The 20036-nt window shown below is 33.1% G+C and carries 16 protein-coding genes; 4 read left to right on the forward strand and 12 right to left on the reverse strand.

The genetic code is table 11. From position 1 onward, the window contains the following. Positions 1-38 precede the first annotated feature (38 nt). Complete coding sequence (locus tag D8Q48_RS17190) at positions 39-1862, reverse strand: GH25 family lysozyme (protein ID WP_118687892.1); 1824 nt, start codon at positions 1860-1862, stop codon at positions 39-41. 236 nt (positions 1863-2098) lie between these two features. On the opposite strand from D8Q48_RS17190, the gene D8Q48_RS09100 reads away from it, so the two are divergent. From D8Q48_RS09100 to D8Q48_RS09110, 3 genes are all read left to right on the forward strand, one after another. Then, positions 2099-2962 (forward strand): methionyl aminopeptidase, encoded by an 864-nt coding sequence (locus tag D8Q48_RS09100; RefSeq protein WP_117989978.1) that lies wholly within the window; start codon positions 2099-2101, stop codon positions 2960-2962. 586 nt (positions 2963-3548) lie between these two features. Next, positions 3549-4589: an acyltransferase gene (locus D8Q48_RS09105; RefSeq protein WP_117989977.1), complete on the forward strand. Its 1041-nt coding sequence runs from the start codon at positions 3549-3551 to the stop codon at positions 4587-4589. A gap of 14 nt (positions 4590-4603) precedes the next feature. Continuing rightward, complete coding sequence (locus tag D8Q48_RS09110; protein ID WP_117989976.1) at positions 4604-5623, forward strand: acyltransferase; 1020 nt, start codon at positions 4604-4606, stop codon at positions 5621-5623. Between the two features lie 44 nt (positions 5624-5667). On the opposite strand, the gene D8Q48_RS09115 is transcribed toward D8Q48_RS09110, so the two are convergent. The 11 genes from D8Q48_RS09115 to D8Q48_RS09165 form a co-directional block, all read right to left on the reverse strand. Then, positions 5668-7386 (reverse strand): glycosyltransferase, encoded by a 1719-nt coding sequence (locus D8Q48_RS09115; protein WP_172696977.1) that lies wholly within the window; start codon positions 7384-7386, stop codon positions 5668-5670. Between the two features lie 34 nt (positions 7387-7420). Continuing rightward, positions 7421-8668 carry a glycosyltransferase domain-containing protein gene (locus tag D8Q48_RS09120; protein WP_117989974.1) on the reverse strand — a complete coding sequence of 416 codons (1248 nt, stop codon included), beginning with the start codon at positions 8666-8668 and terminating at the stop codon, positions 7421-7423. A gap of 18 nt (positions 8669-8686) precedes the next feature. Further along, positions 8687-10105, reverse strand: a complete 1419-nt coding sequence (locus D8Q48_RS09125; RefSeq protein WP_172696978.1) for a DUF2142 domain-containing protein — start codon at positions 10103-10105, stop codon at positions 8687-8689. Continuing rightward, entirely contained in the window at positions 10095-12281 is a 2187-nt protein-coding gene (locus tag D8Q48_RS09130) for a glycosyltransferase (protein ID WP_117989972.1), read from the reverse strand. Before D8Q48_RS09130 ends, D8Q48_RS09125 begins: the two co-directional genes overlap by 11 nt. 1 nt (position 12282) lies before the next feature. Then, on the reverse strand, positions 12283-14460 hold the full coding sequence (locus tag D8Q48_RS09135) for a glycosyltransferase (RefSeq protein ID WP_172696979.1): 2178 nt from the start codon (positions 14458-14460) through the stop codon (positions 12283-12285). A gap of 15 nt (positions 14461-14475) precedes the next feature. Next, the gene (locus tag D8Q48_RS09140) at positions 14476-15078 is read right to left on the reverse strand and encodes a hypothetical protein (protein ID WP_022075130.1); all 603 of its coding nucleotides are present in this window, start codon (positions 15076-15078) and stop codon (positions 14476-14478) included. Positions 15079-15092: 14 nt separating this feature from the next. Beyond that, positions 15093-15827, reverse strand: coding sequence for an ABC transporter ATP-binding protein (locus D8Q48_RS09145; protein ID WP_022075131.1), 735 nt, complete (start codon positions 15825-15827; stop codon positions 15093-15095). A gap of 15 nt (positions 15828-15842) precedes the next feature. Next, entirely contained in the window at positions 15843-16625 is a 783-nt protein-coding gene (locus D8Q48_RS09150) for an ABC transporter permease (protein WP_330514561.1), read from the reverse strand. Between the two features lie 116 nt (positions 16626-16741). Continuing rightward, positions 16742-17095 carry a DUF2304 domain-containing protein gene (locus tag D8Q48_RS09155; RefSeq protein ID WP_330514562.1) on the reverse strand — a complete coding sequence of 118 codons (354 nt, stop codon included), beginning with the start codon at positions 17093-17095 and terminating at the stop codon, positions 16742-16744. 8 nt (positions 17096-17103) lie between these two features. Further along, positions 17104-17793 (reverse strand): glycosyltransferase family 2 protein, encoded by a 690-nt coding sequence (locus D8Q48_RS09160; protein ID WP_117989969.1) that lies wholly within the window; start codon positions 17791-17793, stop codon positions 17104-17106. Positions 17794-17802: 9 nt separating this feature from the next. After that, positions 17803-18603, reverse strand: coding sequence for a glycosyltransferase (locus D8Q48_RS09165; RefSeq protein WP_330514563.1), 801 nt, complete (start codon positions 18601-18603; stop codon positions 17803-17805). 157 nt (positions 18604-18760) lie between these two features. On the opposite strand from D8Q48_RS09165, the gene D8Q48_RS09170 reads away from it, so the two are divergent. Beyond that, positions 18761-20020, forward strand: a complete 1260-nt coding sequence (locus D8Q48_RS09170; protein ID WP_117989968.1) for a lipopolysaccharide biosynthesis protein — start codon at positions 18761-18763, stop codon at positions 20018-20020. The last annotated feature ends 16 nt before the right edge of the window (positions 20021-20036 follow it).

A 20036-nucleotide genomic window follows, 5' to 3' on the forward strand; every position in this document is an offset into this window, starting at 1 on the left:
TATTGAGGAATTACCTCAAACCAGCAATAACTCTTTTTTTAATTATTCTTTAAAAATGCTTTTTCCGTACTTCCCGGTGCTGCATCGCCTTTTTTTACCAAACAAATTTCAATCGCTTCTACTTTCTTTGCATAGCCTTGTGTTCCGGCATCTTCCCCATTCTTTGCCCAATCAAGCCATCCAAAATCGCTTGAATGTACTCGATAATAAATATCATATTGTTCTGAGACTTCGCCTATAAGTCGGATAGATACTGCCTCTATTGGTTTTGCCTGACCTGTTGTTCCTGCCTGCTGCCCATTTGATACATAATCCTGCCAACCGATATCTCGTACATGCGCTCTATATTCTATTCCACCATTTCTAGCATTAGATAATTGCAATTTTAATGCTTCTACACCTTTATTTTGGCCTGTTGTTCCTGCTATTTCTCCGTTTGTTACGATATTCTGCCATCCTATATCTGATACATGCGCCTGATACTGAACTTCTGTCTCTTTTATCTTAAAAGCATTTGAAGTCTCTCCTGGAGCTTCTCCACCTTTTTGAACCAATTGAACCTGTATTGCTTCTACTTTCTTTGCATAGCCTTGTGTTCCGGCATCTTCCCCGTTCTTCGCCCAGCCAAGCCATCCAAAATCGCTTGAATGTACTCGATAATAGATATCATATTGTTCTGAGACTTCGCCTGTAAGTCGGATAGATACCGCCTCTATTGGTTTTGCCTGACCTGTTGTTCCTGCCTGCTGCCCATTTGATACATAATCCTGCCAACCAATATCTCGTACATGCGCTCTATATTCTATTCCACCATCCACATCGTTTAACTGCATTTTCAAGGCTTCTATTCCTTTATTTTGGCCTGTTGTTCCTGCTATTTCTCCGTTCTGGACAAAAGTTTGCCACCCAATATCTGATACGTGAGCTTCATACGAAACCCCACTTTGCAGTTCTTTAACTCCATGATCCGCTGGTGTTCCAATAAGATAGTTCATATCAACTGGTCCATCTATTCCATCAACTAATTCTTTTGACGAATATTGCCACATTGCATATGTACCTGAGTAATCACACTGTATATTATACTGAGCAACCCAACGATGCCATTGATTGAACCTTGTATCTGTCAAATAATTGTTCCACCAATTTAAGTTTGCATATACTCCAACTGTATATCCTGCATTTTGAACTGTACTACAAAACGTCTGAGCAATTGCACCAAAGTCACTTCCTAACGTACTATTATCCTCCATATCAAAATAAACCGGGTAACTCAACTTGTGCCCGCTTATTAATCTTAATACATGCTGTGCTTCACTTGTAGCCATATCTGTACTTTGAGCATATGAATAAATATACACTCCATATGGAATTCCTAAACGTTCACATTCACTTACATTTCTCAGCCACTGTTTGTCATCTTGATTATCGTAATTATCCCCATAACCACACCGAATAATAGCATAATCTATTCCTGCGGCTTTAACCTTTTCCCAATCAATATTACGGTTATGCTCACTTACATCAATACCTTTTTTTGTTGCATTTGGAGCATATACATCACTAATTACAGAAATTTCATCCTCAGCACTTCTAATCAATTCTCCGTCTTGATAACGCCAACTGTTTTCTTTTAAAACGCCCTGTTCCTGAGATTCTTCTGTTACAGACTCTGTATCTATATCCACATCTTCATTCAATGTCTGTTCCCCATTCTCTTGTTGAAGATCTGATTCTGCACTATTCTCTTCACTCTGAAAAATATCTTGATTTTCTTCCTGTGCATATACACTGTATGTCGGATAATTTATTCCTGTGATCATAATTGACAATGCAACAATAACACCTATTTTTTTCTTCATTTATTTTCCTTTCTTTTATGTTTTCATAAACAATTAAATTTCCTTATTTCTTGAACTTTATCAGTATACTTCCTCTTTTTTTTCATGTCAAATTTTTCTCTGTTTTTGTTCGTCATTTCTAACTTTGCTTTTTTCTATCATATATGTTAAACTGTAGAAATATAAATAGTAGATATTTAACTATATACATATGACAACATGAATATTTTAAATTTTTCAGAAAAGAGGATTGTAAAATGGAAAGAAATGACCCTTGCTGGTGTGGAAGTGGGAAAAAATATAAAAAATGCCACATGCCAATCGAAGAAAAGATGCAGCTTCATGCTGATCGCGGAGAGATTGTCCCAAGCCGCAAATTACTAAAAACCCCATTTCAAATTGAAAAAATCAAAGCAAGTGCTGAACTCAATACAAAAGTTCTTGATGCTGTTGCTGAACAGATTCATGCCGGAATGAGTACAGAAGATATTGACAAAATCGTATATGATGTAACAACAAAAAATGGTGGGATTCCAGCCCCATTAAATTATGAAGGATTCCCAAAGAGTGTATGTACTTCTATTAACAACGAAATTTGTCATGGTATTCCTGATAAAAATATCATTTTGCAGGAAGGTGACATCATCAATGTTGATGTATCCACAATTCTTAATGGATATTTTTCTGATGCATCTCGAATGTTCAAAATCGGACAGGTATCCGAACGTGCTGAACGTCTCGTAAAAGTCACAGAAGAATGCCTTGAACTTGGTCTTGCTGCCGCAAAACCATGGGGACATCTTGGTGATATTGCTGATGCAATCAACACTCATGCTCAGGAAAATGGATATTCTGTTGTAGAAGAAATCGGTGGACATGGAATCGGACTTGAATTCCACGAAGATCCATTTGTCAGCTTTGTTACTCCTAAAGGATCTGAGATGCTATTGGTTCCGGGTATGATGTTCACGATTGAACCTATGATTAATGAAGGTAGCCCTGACTTCTTCGTTGATGAAGATAACGGTTGGACCGTTTATACCATTGATGATGGTCTGTCTGCTCAGATTGAGTATATGGTACTTGTGACCGAAGATGGGGTTGAGGTGTTAACAAAATAAACTATTTAAATTATAGGGTTGTCGCTTTAACGTTGAACTACGAACGCCACGTTGAACGCGGCTTCCTTTTATATTATAACTCCTTTTTGTCGTTCTACATCTAACGTTTTATTAATCAAACTATTTTCATTACACATTCACGTCTGATTTGTTATTTACAGTAAAATTTACATTTTAAACTATTTGCTTTCGTAACTAACTATAAAAAAAGTATCTCTGTCTCTTTTAGCTAACTTGATTTCTGCAAAGAGAACTGACGAAAAAATGACATATCAGACACTTACTGCTGCGACAAGACTCTATCGTGTATTTATTCTCTTCCGCCTTTTCCACTGCTGGAAGCATTATACGAAACTCTTGGATTTGAGCCGAATGAAATTTTTGTAGATAACACGAATAATAATCTTACCTCACTGGTATCATTTGTAAGTTGGTAATACGGATGATTACCTACTTACGATTCAAATCTAGCACAAGCCTAAGAGATGAACTTCGCAAATTTGCTGAATGGTATAAAGACTTTTATCTAAACTAATTCGTTGTTTATAATTACCTGAAACTCTTATATAATTATGGAGGATTTATTATGTCACAAGTTGCAAAACGAGATTTACGCATTGATTTGCTACGCATATTTTCTATGCTTTTTATTATCATGCACCATTGTATTATCAATGATTTCGGATTACAAACCATGCTAAAAGAAAATACTTTAACCCGTTTTGGTAACCTTTTAATTATTATGAATTCTATTGTTATTGTCGGAGTCAACTTATTCTTTTTGATGTCCGGCTATTGTAAAATTCATTTAAAACCTCAAACAGTATTATTGCTCATAATAAAAGTGTACCTGATTTCCACCTTGATACAGCTAACTGGTCTTCTGTCAGGCCATATTCCTTTTGATTCTGATTGGATAAAAAACACTCTTAATCCATTCGATTATTACTGGTTTCTTGGAGCATACATTTTATTAATGTTTACTTCTCCACTTTTAAACTTGATAATTGATAATATCTCATTATCTATGTTTAAATCTTATGTTATTGGTTTTTTCTTAATTATCTGTATTTATGGATTTACAATTGATGGAAGCCTCCATCTTTCCTACGGCTACTCTTACCTTATGGCAGTTGCCCTATATATTTTAGGTAACGGTATTAGAAAATTTCAAAATGAGTGGCGATTGCTTTTATACAACAGAAAATTTTACATTCTTACTTGGTTTACTGTTATACTCTTAAACAGCCTGCTTATAAAGCTACTTTACAAATCCGGCAATGGTTTAAGAGCATGGACCTTTTATGCATATAATAATCCATGCGTAGCAATAGCCTCTATTACTTTATTACTATTTGCTATACGTTCCAATAATAATATAAAAACAAACTGGTTTTTACGCAATCTTCCTCAGAGTACAATTATTACATATTTAATTCACTCTACTTGTTGGTTAACAATTTTCAGGCAATCTTTCATCATGTGGCAAATAAACCATTATGGAATACTTTTTACTCTTTGTATGCTTCCGCTCTTTGCTTTCTGTATTTATTTACTTGCTACTTTTATAAATATTATATATGAAAAAATACTCGGGAATTTTTTTAGAAGAATATTAAGAAATTAAATGGAGACAAAATTATGAGCAAACAATATGACAGCATTGATTTAATGAAATTTATTTTTTGCCTTTGTATTATCGGAATACATACCAATATTTCCAGCATCTTTCCAAAAGCGTTACAATTACTAATCGGAAGAGGTTTTTTCCGATTAGCTGTACCATTTTTCTTTGTATGTTCCGGATTTTGGATTGGAAAAAAATATTTGAAGCAACCAGCCGAGCTAGATATCATTATCCAAAAATATATCTTTCGTTTGCTCATTCCTCTTATTATATTCGAAAATATAAATAATTTATTGGAAATCATCAAACAACTTTTAAGACAAACCCCCAAACTTACTATTTGTCATGATATACTTAAACATATATTATTTTATCCTTATGGAGCGCTCTGGTATGTACAGGCAAGCATTATTGCAATTATTATTATCTATCCATTTCTTAAAAAAGGACGAATTCAAATTATACTGATAATTAGTATTTTCTTATATGCCTTCGCCCTATTATGTAATAATTATTACTTTTTAATCGAAAATTCCTGCTTGCAGATAATTGTTGACTCTTACATGCAATTATTCATTTCTGCACGAAATGGAATTTTTGTTGGAACCTGTTTCTTAATACTTGGAATTTATGTCGGAGTTCATATCGAATCCCCGAAACTTTATCAATATACAAAACCTTTGCTTTTTATTTCAACCATACTTTATTTTTTCGAATTACTACTAGTAAATCAACATGTTCCGCTAGATGATGGTGCATTATTTATATCGCATTTATTTATCGCCCCACTCCTCTTAATAATACTTACAAAGAGTTCATTACATTTAAAGCACGCAAAATACTTAAGAAATTTAAGTACCGGAATGTATTTTTTACATCGGATTTTAATTGCTGTAATTGATATATTATCTTTTGTAACCAGAAAGATATTACCTGTTACTGCTTTATTTTTTATAGTAATTCTTATGTCGATTTTAATCTGTACTTACTCTTACACTTTGAAAAATCGATTTTTTAATCAACTTCTTCGTTAATACATAAGTTTTACCTTCTAATTGACGAATTTAAACTCAACAAGTTAACTACTGTAACCATATTGATTTTCATAAACATTTTTCCATCGCTGCATCATAATTGTTATATTCTTTGCTTCGATACGTTCTTTATCATAGGAAGCATTATACCGCATCACAACTGTCGGAACGTACAAAACTCGATACTGTTTTTCTTTCACTCGCAGGCAAAAATCTATAGCAGCAAATTCGTCTCCCAATTTATCATCGAATCCATCAATTTGTTCTAACAAACTTTTTCTTAACATCATACATTCCATACTAACGGCACTCAGTTCCTGTTGCAGTGCCTCTCTATGCATATAGCCCTTACACATATTTGGCAATCCTTCAAATAATCTGTATGAGAATTTTTCTCCTCCAATTCCAATACCTGCATGTCGAATTGTATGATTTCTATAATAACTTCTTGCACCAACGACACCAATTTTTTCACGTTGGCAATTTGCAAGTAACTGTTCCAAGTCCTTCTTTCCTTGAAACTCAATATATTGCGAAAGCAAAAGAATATATTCTCCTTTTATTTGCTTCTTGATAATATTAATAGTCGCAGGAAAAGAATCTTTTTGACCTTTAACAACCTGTATTCCTTGTCCTTCCAAGAATTGATAATATTTTTCTACCTTACCGCTCTGATTTCCCATATCCACCACTATTATCTGCAAATTTTCATAATCCATTTCTTTTAACGAATTAATACATTTCTTTAGATAATTGATTTCCCCATCACTTTTAATCACGGTGGTAACCAAATCCTTATTATCCTTAGATTCATAAATAATTTTATAAAAGCCCAAATCGTCTAATTTTTCTATGCGACCGACTTCCCCACATCTTTTTAGATGTGCCCGTAATGCCCGTTTACCCGCATCATACGCATATAATTTACTAGCCGGATTATCTGCTGTTGATTGTCTATGCATACGCCAGTGGTACAAAATCTTTGATATATGAGCAATATTCTCTGCTTGTTCCGTACATCTTAGTATTAAATCATAATCTTGGGCCCCATTATATTCCTCTCGAAATGGTTCTGATTCTTTTATCAAAGTTCTCTTAAATACAAAAAGGTGACATATATAATTATTAGCTCTTAATAAATCTAAATTGAACTCTGGTTTAAAATTAGGCTGAAAGTGTTCATTTGAATTTTCTGATATTTTGTCCTCATCTGTATAAATCACTTCCGATTTATTCTTCTCATTTATGATCCGAACAACTTCATATAAGGCGTTCGTTGCTAACATATCATCATGGTCCAACAGGGCAATATATTGTCCTGTTGAAATTTCATAAGCCTTGTTTGTATTTTGAGCAATACCTAAATTTTCCGGAACATCTACCACCTTAATTCTTGAATCTTTCTTTTTATATTCATCTAAAATGATTTGAACTTCTAAATTTTCCGGATTCGCATTCGCAATACAAAGTTCCCATTTATCATATGTCTGTTCACATACCGATTCTATCATCTGCTGTAAATATTTCTGTGGAGTATTATATACTGGAACCAAAATACTAATAACAGGTTCATATACAAATCGTTGCTGTTTTTGTATCTTTATTTCCTCTTGTGTAACCTTATTCTGTTCGAACCAAGTTGAATACCATTGTTCATTCACTTGATATTTATCAAAATTACGATGAATCATATTTTTAATTCCATAAAATTTTGTATAGACCATCGTCTTTTTAACTTTTTTATATAATTCTCTATATTTCATAATACCCCTTTGTATACATTCCATTTTGACCTTCCTAATTGAGTTTTACACATTTCATAATTAGTTTCTTCAAAATTTTAGATTTTATATCTTGTTGGCTACATAGTTTTTTTGCTCGTCTAATTAGTGAATTTTCTTGTTCTTTATGCAAGTATATTATCTGTCCTTCCAATTCAGTACAGCGTTTATTCAACCCATTAATCATATTATCTCGAATTATCTTATCATAATAGTATTCACTTACAATTCCTTCCAACACTTCTTGTATCTTAGTCTCCCCAAACTTCCGTATATCAAATGATACCTCGAATTTTTGATTTTTTTGGAATTTTCCTTCAAAATAAAGAACCATATCATCATAATCAAAAACTGTATAACCTGAATGTGAAATCCCAGGAAATGCTGATATCCTTTTTACTGGAATGGATGTTTTCAATGAAGTAATTACTTTACCAAAATGTTGCCCAATATTGATTGATATCTTCGAGTAGTCTCTAGGAAATACAAATTTAATCTTGCAGATATTTCCATCCAACTCCATTTTCTTCTCTACATATACATCTGTATACACGTCTTGATAATTTCCGAAAAATATCCTTGCAGTTTTCTTCTCTGTCTTCTGTTTATGTGCATACCAGAAAAACCACGGATTATCAAATACGTTTAAATCAATCCAACAAATCTTTAATCCTGTTTTCCATATACTGTACGGAAATGATAACTGGTCTCTTTTCACATATTTACAAAGTAAATCATACCAAAGATGCATCGTATCTTTTACATCTTGTTGATTTTCTCTTCGTATCAAAACCGTACATTCCGCTAATCCATAATCCTCCGGAAACTGCTCTTTTTTTATAAAGTCCAAATATTGAATAATCTCTTCCCTATTTGCTTTTCTATGAATAACGCATGCCGTTGCTTCTTGATAAACACAATTACGTAATCTATGACGAAAACATGCCATTGAGTAATTTTCCAAATCACAAAATGTCGTAAGTAGTTTACGTATATCTTTCTTTACCTGGAGAGCTCCATCTACCCATATACTTATATCGTATTTTTCCAAAAGCGGATGTCCCAATATTTTAATTTTTCTTGATAATAACATATCACCTATATTCTCTTCATCTTGAATATAGACAAACTGCCAGCAATCTGACTTTAACGTATGGTTATTTGTAAAACATATATAATCAATATCTTCATCTTTTTCCACATCATGAAGATTGTCATAATCTCCAGTTATACAAGTGTATATACATATTTTTTCGGTTTTCATCTCTTTCCTCTCACTTTTCTAACACCAGAATCGCAATAATATAGCAACGACAGATGCGCAAAGGATTATACTGCTTGGCAATATAAAATTATCTACTATGGTTTTCATAATTTTGTTTAATTTTTCTACTTTTTGCAATTTTGTATTCGCAAATATTAAAAATATTAATGGTATTACTGGTATGAAATATCGTCCTTGCACTCCCGTAATAGCCCCTGCTCCCACTCCATAATTATCCAATATGGATGTCCAGTATATATACATTGCCAGAAAACATCCAAAAATTGCGGCTGAGACACTTATAAACACTATAATCCTATCTATAACCTTTACTTTTATATTATCTAAACTTGTTTCTGCAATTCCAATAATTGGCATGATAAATAAATATGCCCCCAAAAATACACAATACAAATTTGTATCAATTAATCCAAAGGTACCAATTGTTGTTGAAACAAAAAATAGTTTCATACTTGATAATGTATTAAAATATATTTGCAGATACTTTACTGGATTATGAATTACAAACTGCATCTGCTGTGATGCCAATTTGGCATCTTCTGTAATAACACTTGTGTCTCCACTTGGCATAATCAGCTTTGTAATAAAATACAAAGCTATCACAATAATTCCCATACTTATCAATTTCTTAGCATAGATCTTTTTATTTTTGAGTTCAAATTTTGGCAAAAATAACATCAACAAAAATATTGGTACATATACAATTTTTATAACAACAAACACATACGCTATCACACTTAAAATAACTATGTATGCAGTAGTCAGCTCTTTTTGATTTTCGCCAAAAGAAATTCTGAATATCATTGCACATGCTAGAAACGCAAGTGAAATTAATATTGGATCATACGATACTGTAGCTGCCAAAAATAACGACATCGGCATAATTCCAATCATTGCCATCGTTCTTTTTAATATTGGTGTAATAGAGATACTAATTGCCACTATTGTTACGTAAAATAACAAATTGAAAAATCTTGCAAAATATAAAAAATATAATACTGAAGGATTATCAATATCTAATATTTTCGCCACTACATTGCCAAAAACAATTCCTGTTGCTTGTACAATATGCCCTACCGGATTTGTTTTTGCTGTCGAGAATCCATCAAACTTTTGTTCTCCATATTCTCCTGGTAATCGTTCTGTCAAATACATGTCTTTATAGTTAAATTTTTCATCGAGATTACCACCTTTATTATTTTGCATAGTGATATAATCTAACATTCCCTTTGGCAGCATATATCCCACTTTCCCATCCTGCACATCTGGAAATAAATTTCCTTTTGATAATACATAGGCCTTCTTAAAGTGGCTATCTTCGTCTGGCGCCTGAAAAGGCGGTGTTAAAACCATAAATAATATACCAAATATGAGTGAAAGATAAACAAATTTTTTTGCAATACTATTAGTATTCATCGGCATTCTCCTTCAAGTCTCGATACATTGTAACTATTTGCTCTTCAATCTTACTCCATTCACGTTTTTTGGCAGTCTCTAATCCTCCTGCAATCAATCTTTCTCTTAATAAAGCATCCTCAGCAAGTCTGTCAATTTGTTCAACTGCCTTATCTATGTCACCAAGTTTATACATTAGACAATTTTCTTCGTCACGTAAATACTCAATATTTCCTCCATTTGGTGCTACAACAGCCAGCCCACCAGTTGCCATCATTTCTAATGGTGGATACGAAAAGCTTTCCAAAATACTTGTTTTTAACAAAATATCGCACGACTGATAAATTTTTCCAACTTCGTCATGTGGAACTCTTTGTAAGAATTTGTCTACACGATACCATGATTTTGCTCCTCCTTGATATGACAAATAATAAATCTCATATTTATCTTTATCTAATTTTTCAGCAATTTTAAAACTTTCATCTACATTTTTATAGTGATCATCACTATTTCCTTCAATAAGAATTTTAATTTTTCCTTCGAAATTTCTTTCCTTATAAGAAAAAACTCCCAAATCAATTCCATTCGGTACATAAATGCTGTCTTTTCCAAATTTTTCTTTTAACCAATCCTGACACCATTTTGATATTGTAAGATAATGAATTGGAATAAGAGAATTATATGTTGCATTTGCCATTGTTTTCTCAAAATATCCGTCCGGACTAAAATTGGTTTCAAAATTCTGAACCAAATATGCTCTATGCAAAACATTCGGATATACTTTCACAAATGTAAGTGTACTCCATAAACTTGCAACTAAAGTATCCACATATGCCTCAAAACGTGTGTCATAACTTTGTACAACCGGAATACGTCCATCTTTATTTATAATATCATCAGATTTTCTGTCTTCGTTTACTATAAACACATCATACCCATGGTCTCTAAGCATATTACAATGCTTTATAATTACATTTACTCCACCACTAATATTAGTAGTTGGCAAAACAAATCCGAAATTTTTTGGCATCTTTGAAATCACATACTCGGCTATACCTCGACCTGTATAAGTTGTAATTTTCTTTCTTGTAATTGCATATGCATTACTTCCAATTTCTTCTCTGTACGTTTTATCATCTATAAGAAGCTGTAATTTTTCTTGCCACTCATGTATATTCGCACATAAAATACCATCTTGTCCATCCTGAATCATTTCTTCAAAGGCTCCGACCTTACTTGCAATTGTCGGCACATGAACAAGTCCTGCCTCGAGCCATTTATTTTCTGATTTCGCAGCATTGAAAATAGACTCTTCTAATGGTGCCAGATTAATATCTACAGAAGCTATTAACTCCGGTAGTTTTTTCCACTCTACAAATGGTTCCGCAATCACTCGCTCTCGAACACTGTCCAACTCTTTTGGTAAGTCTAATTCACCAACTATCTTAAGATAAACCTGCTCATTCTTTTCCATAATTTCCTTGATTACAGGCATAATCAATTCAAAATCCGCATTATGAGTAATACTTCCACTAAAATATCCCATAATAATTTTATTTTCGTCTTTTACAACATTACTATATGCTCTTTTAGAATATTTCAGCATTTTTTCTGATGCAACATTTCTATTTATATAAACATCATCAACATAATTACGCAATTCATTAGCCAAGACACTTGTTGTTGTGATTGCACAATCGCATTTCAGTAATGTCTGTTTTGTTCTTTCAACACCATCATCATAAACTTTTTTGTCATTTTCAGACATTGTTTTCAAATACGGAATCATATCTGTATACTTTTTGTCAATCACTAAATCATCAATATCAAATATAACCGGTTTATTATAATATTTGGCTCTATCAATAAATTCCTCTATTTCTGTCGTAATCGGACATCTAAAAAATACGAATGCACGATAATATTTCAATATCTCCAAATTGACACGTTCATAAAACATGCTATCTACTGTCAAACCAAAAGCTTGTAACTGCTCTACCTGATGATCCACTCGATATCTTGACGGATGCGGCAAATAACATCCATTTATAAACAATACATCTTTATAACAATGACGAATAGGGTCTCCTGATACACGCAATTTTATATAATTTTTTCCCTTTCTATATGCAGTCTTAACCCCCTCTTCTCTTACTATTCTAACTAATTTTTGTTGTAAATTTTCCGTTTTACTCATCTTATGATTCCTCCATATACAGACTTTCTATCGCAGACTCTATGTTATTCCAATCTCGTTCTTTTGCAGTCTTTAATCCTTCTATATATAATTTGTGTCTTAATTCTTTCTCTGTGCATAATTGATTGATTTTAGAAACAGCCTGCTCTATATCACCCTGTTCATATAATAAACAGTTTTTTCCGTCTTCTAAATATTCCACATTGCCACCATTTGGCACAGCCAACACAAGACCTCCTGTCGCCATCATCTCTAATGGTGGATACGAAAAACTTTCCAAAACACTCGTCTTAATTAAAATATCGCACTCTCTATATATTTGTGCTACTTTCGCATACGGAACTTTATGAAAAAATTTGTCTACCCGATACCATTCTTTCGGTTGTGCATTATAAGACATGTACCATATCTCAAACTTTTCTTTTTCTAACTTGTTTACAATTTCAAAACTTTCATCAACATTTTTATAGTAAGATGCACAATCGCCTTCTATTAGTATTCGAATTTTTCCAGATAATGTTCTCTCTTCCGCAGTATCATGAAATCTGTCAAACTCAATTCCGTTCGGTGCGTATTTACATGTTTTACCAAATTCCGTCTTTAACCACGATTCACACCATTTAGATATTGTAAGATATTTTATATTTTTATTTTCAGAATACGTTCTATTTGCTTGAATTCTCAATGGGTCACCCGCCTGATAAAAATTGGTCTCATAATTTTGTACTAAATAATATTTGTTCCTTATTTTCGAATTTCTATTTAGTATTTGTACTGTTGTCCACATTGTAGCTACCGCAGCATCTATACTTCCTTCTAGCACACCTTCATTTGCATGTAACACCGGTATTTTCTGTGCTTTTACAGTACACCAATTTTCTTTTGCATTCAAATATGCCACTGACACATCGTATCCACGTTTTTGCATTATAGCAGCATGATTCAATGTAACCATTACCCCGCCACTAATCTCAAGTGATGGTAACACAAAAATAATATTCTTATGGAATTTTTTCTTTAGGAACTCTGCTAACTTATATCCTGTCTTATAAGCAAGCCAGCGTTCTCTACACACATACCAAGCGTTCCTTGCAATACGATTTCGCTTATCTGGATTTTCTATCAAATCAACAAGTGCTTCTTTCCAGTCTTCTACTGAAGAACATAAAATTCCAGTTTCACCAGATTCTATACATTCTTCAAATGCTCCAAGATTGCTAGCAATTGTCGGAACCTGAACCAATGCAGCTTCCATCCATTTGTTTTCTGATTTTGCAGCATTAAATAATGTGTCTGTTAATGGTGCTAGATTTATATCCACCTGTGCTATTAATTCAGGTAATTCTCTCCAATCAACAAACGGATGCTGTATTATCTGTTCTTTGTATTCATTTAGTTCTCCCGGCAGTTCTAATTCTCCGACTATATGCAGCTTCAAATGATGATATGTCTTCATAAGTTCTATTATCACTGGCATAATCATATTAAAATCATCATTATGCGTAATACTGCCGCTAAAATAACCGATGTGAATATGATCTAACTCTTTTTTGCTTTGTAAAGCCTTGTCAGAAAGCTTTTCCATCTCTTCCGATGCAGTATTACGATTTATCAAAACCTCCGGAACGTAATGTAGCATTTCTTGTTGTAAATGTGTCGTCGTTGTAATTCCAGCATCACACAATCTGAGTAAATGTCCCATCTCCATTACATTCTGATTATAAGCTTTCCTATCTTCTGATTTCATTGTATCCAAATATGGAATCATATCCGTATACTTTGTATCAATTACTAAATCATCAATATCATATAAAATAACTTTGTTCAATTTCTTTGCAAGTTTTATAAATTCTCCTATTTGTTCATTATATGGGCACCGAAAAAAAATGAAGCCTCTATATAACCTTACCATATCCATTGATAAATGTTGATAGAAGACTTCATTACTCGAAATATTATAATAAGTCAACTGTTCTCTCTGATGTGATACCCTATAACGAGCAGGGTGTGGCACTTCTGGTCCACACCCATTTATAAACAACACATCCTGGAATACTTGACTTGTTTTCAATTTCTTTTCAATATTTTTTGTTTTTATATAAGAACGTGCCTTTTTCCCAACTGATGCAATTCCCTCATCTTTTAGTGTCTTTGTAACTTTCCTTAATATTTCCTGCATATTAGATATCCCTCATTATTTAAATAATCTATACAATAATTTCATGAATGCAACGATATAAATCACAAATATCATTACTACAAAGAAAGTTTCCAAATCGAATCTATCCGTCAACGTTTTTAAAATCATCGTTCCGTCTATTTTTTCCCCATCAACATAAAAAGCTGTATTAGATTCTTCTTGTTTCTCAAACGAGAACTGCACTGCACTTTCATTATCTTCTGCATTCTGTGTCAAGGATAAGCGATATTGCTTTCCATTACAATTCTCAATCGTATCAAAAGGTAATTCATAAAATCGACTTTTTAACGCCTTTTTAGCATTTATCTCACCTTCAGCCACAACTTCATTTGTATCTACTTCTTCTAATGTATAATTAAGAGACACTTTACTAATATCTCCACTTTCTGCACCCTTTACACGGATTCCATCTAAAGTATCCTCATTTACTTCAAATTCCTGTTCTAATATAGCATTCTTACTTTCCGTAACTGTTCCATATGCACTTGGGTCTATTGTTTTATCATAAATCGCATGAGGCTTTGCTATGTGCGCATATAAAAACACCAGTGCAATCACTACTATACTTTCTAATACTCTTATAACTTTTTTCTTCATCTTTTTACCTCTGATTAAGAATTTCTATATTCCTCTGCAATTTCTTTGGCATCACCAAATGCTTTGACAACCCCTTTTTCTAACCACACAATTTTATTACATAACTTTTCTACCTGATTAATATTATGCGAAACAAAAAGAATTGTCGTTTCTCCATTCATCATCTTCTGTATACGTTGTTCGCATTTCTCTTGGAATCGAAAGTCCCCAACAGAAAGCACTTCGTCTACAATAAGAATATCCGGCGTTCCGATTGTTGCAATCGCAAATGCCAATCTTGAAACCATACCAGAAGAGAAATTCTTTACCGGTACATCCATAAAATCTTTTAACTCCGAAAATTCTACTATATCATCATAATATTCCTGCATCTGTTTACGTGAATATCCTAAAAGTGCTCCATTAAGAAATACATTTTCACGTGCTGTCAAATCCATATCGAATCCAGCTCCCAATTCAATCAACGGAGCAATTGAGCCATTTACAGTGACACTTCCCTTCGTCGGTTTTAACACTCCGGCAATCGTTTTCAACATTGTACTTTTTCCACTACCGTTTAAACCGATTAATCCCAATGCATCTCCTTTTCTTAACTCAAACGATACATCTTTTAATGCCCAGAATTCATCATATGACACCTGTTTTTTAATACTTTTTATCACGTACTCTTTAAAACTATCAAACTTCTCAGATGACAAACTGAATTTCATATACACATGATCTGCTTGAATCATTATTGGTTTTTCCATATTTTTCTCCTAATATTATATATTTAAAATAAATTGATCCTGATTTTTATAGAATACATATAATCCAATTCCCAATGCCAGCACAGTTTCAATCAGAGCTATAATAATCCCAGAAATACTTGGCAAATTTCCGTTTAGCATAACATCACGGAACATAATCAATATATTTGTAACTGGATTAGCTCTAACAATCGGCGATAACCATTTTGGAAGGATTGACATTGGATAAATAACTGGTGTCAAATACATCAACGCTGTTGTAAATACAGAATACAAATGCATGATATCTCTAAATCTTACAGTTATTGCTGCTAATATCAAGCCTATTCCCAATGAAAATGCAACTAAAAACAGCAATGGAATTGGTGATAAAATAACTGTCCAATGCATCTCAACACGCATAGCCATCATTACGAGCATTAATGCAGTAAATGAAGCCATCAAATTAATAAAACTTGAAAAGACTCTTGACAAAACAAAAAGATATTTTGGTACATATATCTTCTTTATCAGTGAAGAGTTACTTATAATTGCTCCCATTGATGTTGTTGTCGTATCATTAAAAAAATTAAAAATCACCTGTCCACTTAGCAAGTACAACGGAAAATTTTCAATATCAAACTTAAAAAGATTTGAAAAAACTACCGATAATACAATCATCATAAACAATGGGTTTAATAGTGTCCACAGAACTCCTAATGCAGAACGTCTGTATTTAATCTTAATATCTCGTGCAACCAACTCTCGTAATAGTGGCTGGAATTTTACAAAATTTTGTATATATTGAGTCACGCTCATACCTCCATCATCCATTATTTTTCTATACATTTTTATACAAGAAAAAAGGCGTTATATCACATACATAACAACCATTTGTAGTATAACACCTTTTTCTATATTTGACAAGTTACCCATCATTGTCTTTCATTGTCTTTCATTCTCTTCTCATACAACGCCATCTCCTGCGTTAAATTTTTAATTCGAATCGACATTCTTGAAACTGCTATTGTCAATACGAAAATAATGACCAATGCAAAGCAAAATCCTAAGAAGAACAACATGTTACTTGGAACTTCTATTCCCATAAATTTTGCAAGACCCATCATTACACCCGGGAAGAGATCTAGGATCAATGTACCAAATCCTACCAAAAGCCATGCAAGTGCATATCTTAACTCAAGTGCTTTTTTTCTGATCATATTTATAATCACACACAATGCCAGCACAATCACGATTGCTACAATTACCTGAATTCGAATATTCATCATCTCACCTCTTACTTTCTAATTCGCTCAATTAAAATTGCTAAGGTCACCTTTATCATATAATAAACTGACTTTTTCGGCGATATGGAAGAAACTCCTCCTTCACGAGCTTTCATAATAACAGGAATTTCTTCAACATTCTTTTTCTGTCTCAAAATTGCAACCACACTCTCAGGTTCCGGATAATCTTTCGGGTAATCATATGCAAATATTTTCATAACGTCACGATTAACCATTCTCAATCCTGATGTTGGATCTGTAATTTTCTTTCCGGTCAGCAACTGAATAAGCACTGTAAAATATTTGATACCCATTCTTCTTGCTCCGGATGACTGAAAGCCTTCTTTATTAATAAAACGAGAACCAATTACCATATCCAGTCCATGTTCTTCAAGATAATCTGCCATTGTTGCCAAAAACTTTGGATCATGCTGACCATCTCCGTCCACCTGCACAGCCATATCATAGCCTTCTTCATAACCATATCGATAGCCTGTTTGCACGGCCCCGCCAATTCCCAGATTAATTGGTAAGTCTATATAATTATAACCATTCTTTTCACAAATTTTTTTCGTATCATCCGTAGAACAATCATTTATAATTACATAATCAAATTCCGGAGCATTTTCCTGAATCATTTTAATTGTTTTTTCAATATTTGCACTCTCATTATATGCCGGTATAATAATTAGCTTTTTCATACATACTCCTTAATCTATATTATTTGATTGCTGGCTTTTTGAATATAACTTTATCAATATCTTTGCAATCCATTTTGGCCAAAATCTACAATACATCTCATAATCTTCCGTACTTCTTACATTATCTCCTATGATAATTGATGTTTCTGACTCTTCATGAATACGATGTCCCATTTGAATTGTCGCGTCATAAGCAAACGTACCTTTTAATCTTGAAAGTCTTTCCCATGCTTCCCAATCTTCGCATGAACGGAAGTGCACTGTAAAAACAGGATTAGGCAGATTCTCCACTGCAAATGTAACAGATGGACAACAAATTCCACATCCAAATGCCAAACTGCGTCTTCTAATAAAGCGGCTAGTTTGAAATTTCTTTACTTTTAAAGGTGACAATAACATCCTCTTTACTTTTAACAGTTGATTGTTTTCAACCTTTTCCCCATTTCTAATTTCACAGTAATCCGAAAAATAAATCAATGGTTTTTTTGCAGATTCTAACATATTCACAGCATGCTCTGCATACTCTGGAAAATACACATCATCTTGATGAGCGATTGTTATATACGGTGTTCTACATTGTGCATATCCAAAATTCCAGTCTTGAACGATTCCTCCCTCTCCGTCATTCACTTTCAATGGTATCTCATGTTTTTCTGCGAGTGTCCGAATATAATCATTCGGTGTAGATGTTATCATAATAATATTTGATTTTACAGTTTGTTGTTTTAACGAAAGAATGCATTCTTCCAAATAAGCACTTTCTTTATATGCACATATTACAAATGTATGCTTCGCACTCATATCTCCCATTTTCCGATTCCTCTTCTAATTATTCTTTATCTATAGTAGTATACTTCGTCTCACTTTTTCTGTCAAACCCCCTGAAGATTTCCAAATATTTTAATGATTTTCTACTATTCCATGTTATAATAAAATCCACTTATTTAATAAAGAACAGGGGTAAATTATGTTTAAGAAATTTTGGTTGATAAAAGAAGATGACATTGGAAAACAAAGTGTATTTTGGAACATGATGTCCAGCGGTTTGAACTCTATTGTATCAATGCTATTGCTCTGGGTCGTAACTTTGCTGAATGGTGTATCCGATGCCGGGATATTTTCTTTGGGATTTTCTACTTCACAGATGATGTTGACAATTGGTAATTATGGAATGCGAAACTATCAGGCAACTGATGTGACAAATAAATATTCCATAAAAGTTTATGAAGCTTCCCGAATCGTAACAAATATCATTATGATGGTATCTGTATTAGGCTTTGTATGGTTTGAGGGTTATTACTTCGAAAAGGCACTAATTACTATTCTGCTGTGTTTACTCAAAGTTACAGATGCATTTGATGATGTTTATGGTGGATATTATCAGGTGAAAGGCCGACTGGATATTGCCGGAAAAATCATGAGCATTCGCATTGGCGCATATGTTCTTGGTTTTATACTTACACTTATTTTTACACACAACCTGATTCTAAGTTGTTTGATTTCCATTATAATTTCAAGTATCATATTAATTGTACTTATTCACTCAACGAAAATTATTATTCCTTTAGAAAAGCCTTCTTTTCAATGGAATAAAATTTGGAATCTGTTAACAGAATGTTTCCCATTGTGTATTAGTGCTTTTTTACTTATCTACATGGGTAATGCACCAAAATATGCAATTGATGCTTACCTTACTGCAAAAGATCAGGCTTACTACACTTATCTATTCATGCCTTGCTTTGTGACCAATTTATTTGTAGGTTTTGCTTTGCAGCCTTTATTAGTTCGTTTATCTAAATCCTGGGTCCATAAGGAATATCGCAAATTTATAAAATTATGCGGTTTAATTTTTGCTGGAGCGCTGTTCATCTCTGCATTAATCATCATTGCCGGAGCCATCCTTGGATGTCCAATATTATCTATTGTATTTGGTGTCTCCTTATCATCATATACGCAAGTATTGGTGGTATTATTGATTGGCGGTGCTTTCTTTGCTTTTGCAGTTATTGAACAAGTCATACTGACTGTAATGCGTAGACAAGTATATTTATTAATCGGTTTTGGAATTTCCAGTGTTATTGCTATGCTTATCTCCGGAATCCTTGTTAAGAAGTACGCTTTATTAGGTGCTGCTTATGCATATACTATTTCTGCCGGAACATTATTTCTTGTATTAGCATTTATGATTTTTATATTTTTATATCTTGAAAAAAAGAAAAACAAATAAAAAATATAGCATATGT

This window comes from Ruminococcus sp. B05 (assembly GCF_003628495.1).
Taxonomy (GTDB): domain Bacteria; phylum Bacillota; class Clostridia; order Lachnospirales; family Lachnospiraceae; genus Schaedlerella; species Schaedlerella hominis.

Excerpts from the sequence above, each read along its gene's own strand:
- D8Q48_RS09145 (WP_022075131.1), bottom strand. The coding sequence starts at position 15,827 with ATGGAAAAACCAATAATGATTCAAGCAGATCATGTGTATATGAAATTC.
- D8Q48_RS09155 (WP_330514562.1), bottom strand. The coding sequence starts at position 17,095 with ATGATGAATATTCGAATTCAGGTAATTGTAGCAATCGTGATTGTGCTG.
- D8Q48_RS09130 (WP_117989972.1), bottom strand. The coding sequence starts at position 12,281 with ATGAGTAAAACGGAAAATTTACAACAAAAATTAGTTAGAATAGTAAGA.
- D8Q48_RS09115 (WP_172696977.1), bottom strand. The coding sequence starts at position 7,386 with ATGAAATATAGAGAATTATATAAAAAAGTTAAAAAGACGATGGTCTAT.
- D8Q48_RS09170 (WP_117989968.1), top strand. The coding sequence starts at position 18,761 with ATGTTTAAGAAATTTTGGTTGATAAAAGAAGATGACATTGGAAAACAA.
- D8Q48_RS09150 (WP_330514561.1), bottom strand. The coding sequence starts at position 16,625 with ATGAGCGTGACTCAATATATACAAAATTTTGTAAAATTCCAGCCACTA.
- D8Q48_RS09125 (WP_172696978.1), bottom strand. The coding sequence starts at position 10,105 with ATGAATACTAATAGTATTGCAAAAAAATTTGTTTATCTTTCACTCATA.
- D8Q48_RS09160 (WP_117989969.1), bottom strand. The coding sequence starts at position 17,793 with ATGAAAAAGCTAATTATTATACCGGCATATAATGAGAGTGCAAATATT.
- D8Q48_RS09135 (WP_172696979.1), bottom strand. The coding sequence starts at position 14,460 with ATGCAGGAAATATTAAGGAAAGTTACAAAGACACTAAAAGATGAGGGA.
- D8Q48_RS09140 (WP_022075130.1), bottom strand. The coding sequence starts at position 15,078 with ATGAAGAAAAAAGTTATAAGAGTATTAGAAAGTATAGTAGTGATTGCA.
- D8Q48_RS09165 (WP_330514563.1), bottom strand. The coding sequence starts at position 18,603 with ATGGGAGATATGAGTGCGAAGCATACATTTGTAATATGTGCATATAAA.
- D8Q48_RS09105 (WP_117989977.1), top strand. The coding sequence starts at position 3,549 with ATGTCACAAGTTGCAAAACGAGATTTACGCATTGATTTGCTACGCATA.
- D8Q48_RS17190 (WP_118687892.1), bottom strand. The coding sequence starts at position 1,862 with ATGAAGAAAAAAATAGGTGTTATTGTTGCATTGTCAATTATGATCACA.
- D8Q48_RS09110 (WP_117989976.1), top strand. The coding sequence starts at position 4,604 with ATGAGCAAACAATATGACAGCATTGATTTAATGAAATTTATTTTTTGC.
- D8Q48_RS09120 (WP_117989974.1), bottom strand. The coding sequence starts at position 8,668 with ATGAAAACCGAAAAAATATGTATATACACTTGTATAACTGGAGATTAT.
- D8Q48_RS09100 (WP_117989978.1), top strand. The coding sequence starts at position 2,099 with ATGGAAAGAAATGACCCTTGCTGGTGTGGAAGTGGGAAAAAATATAAA.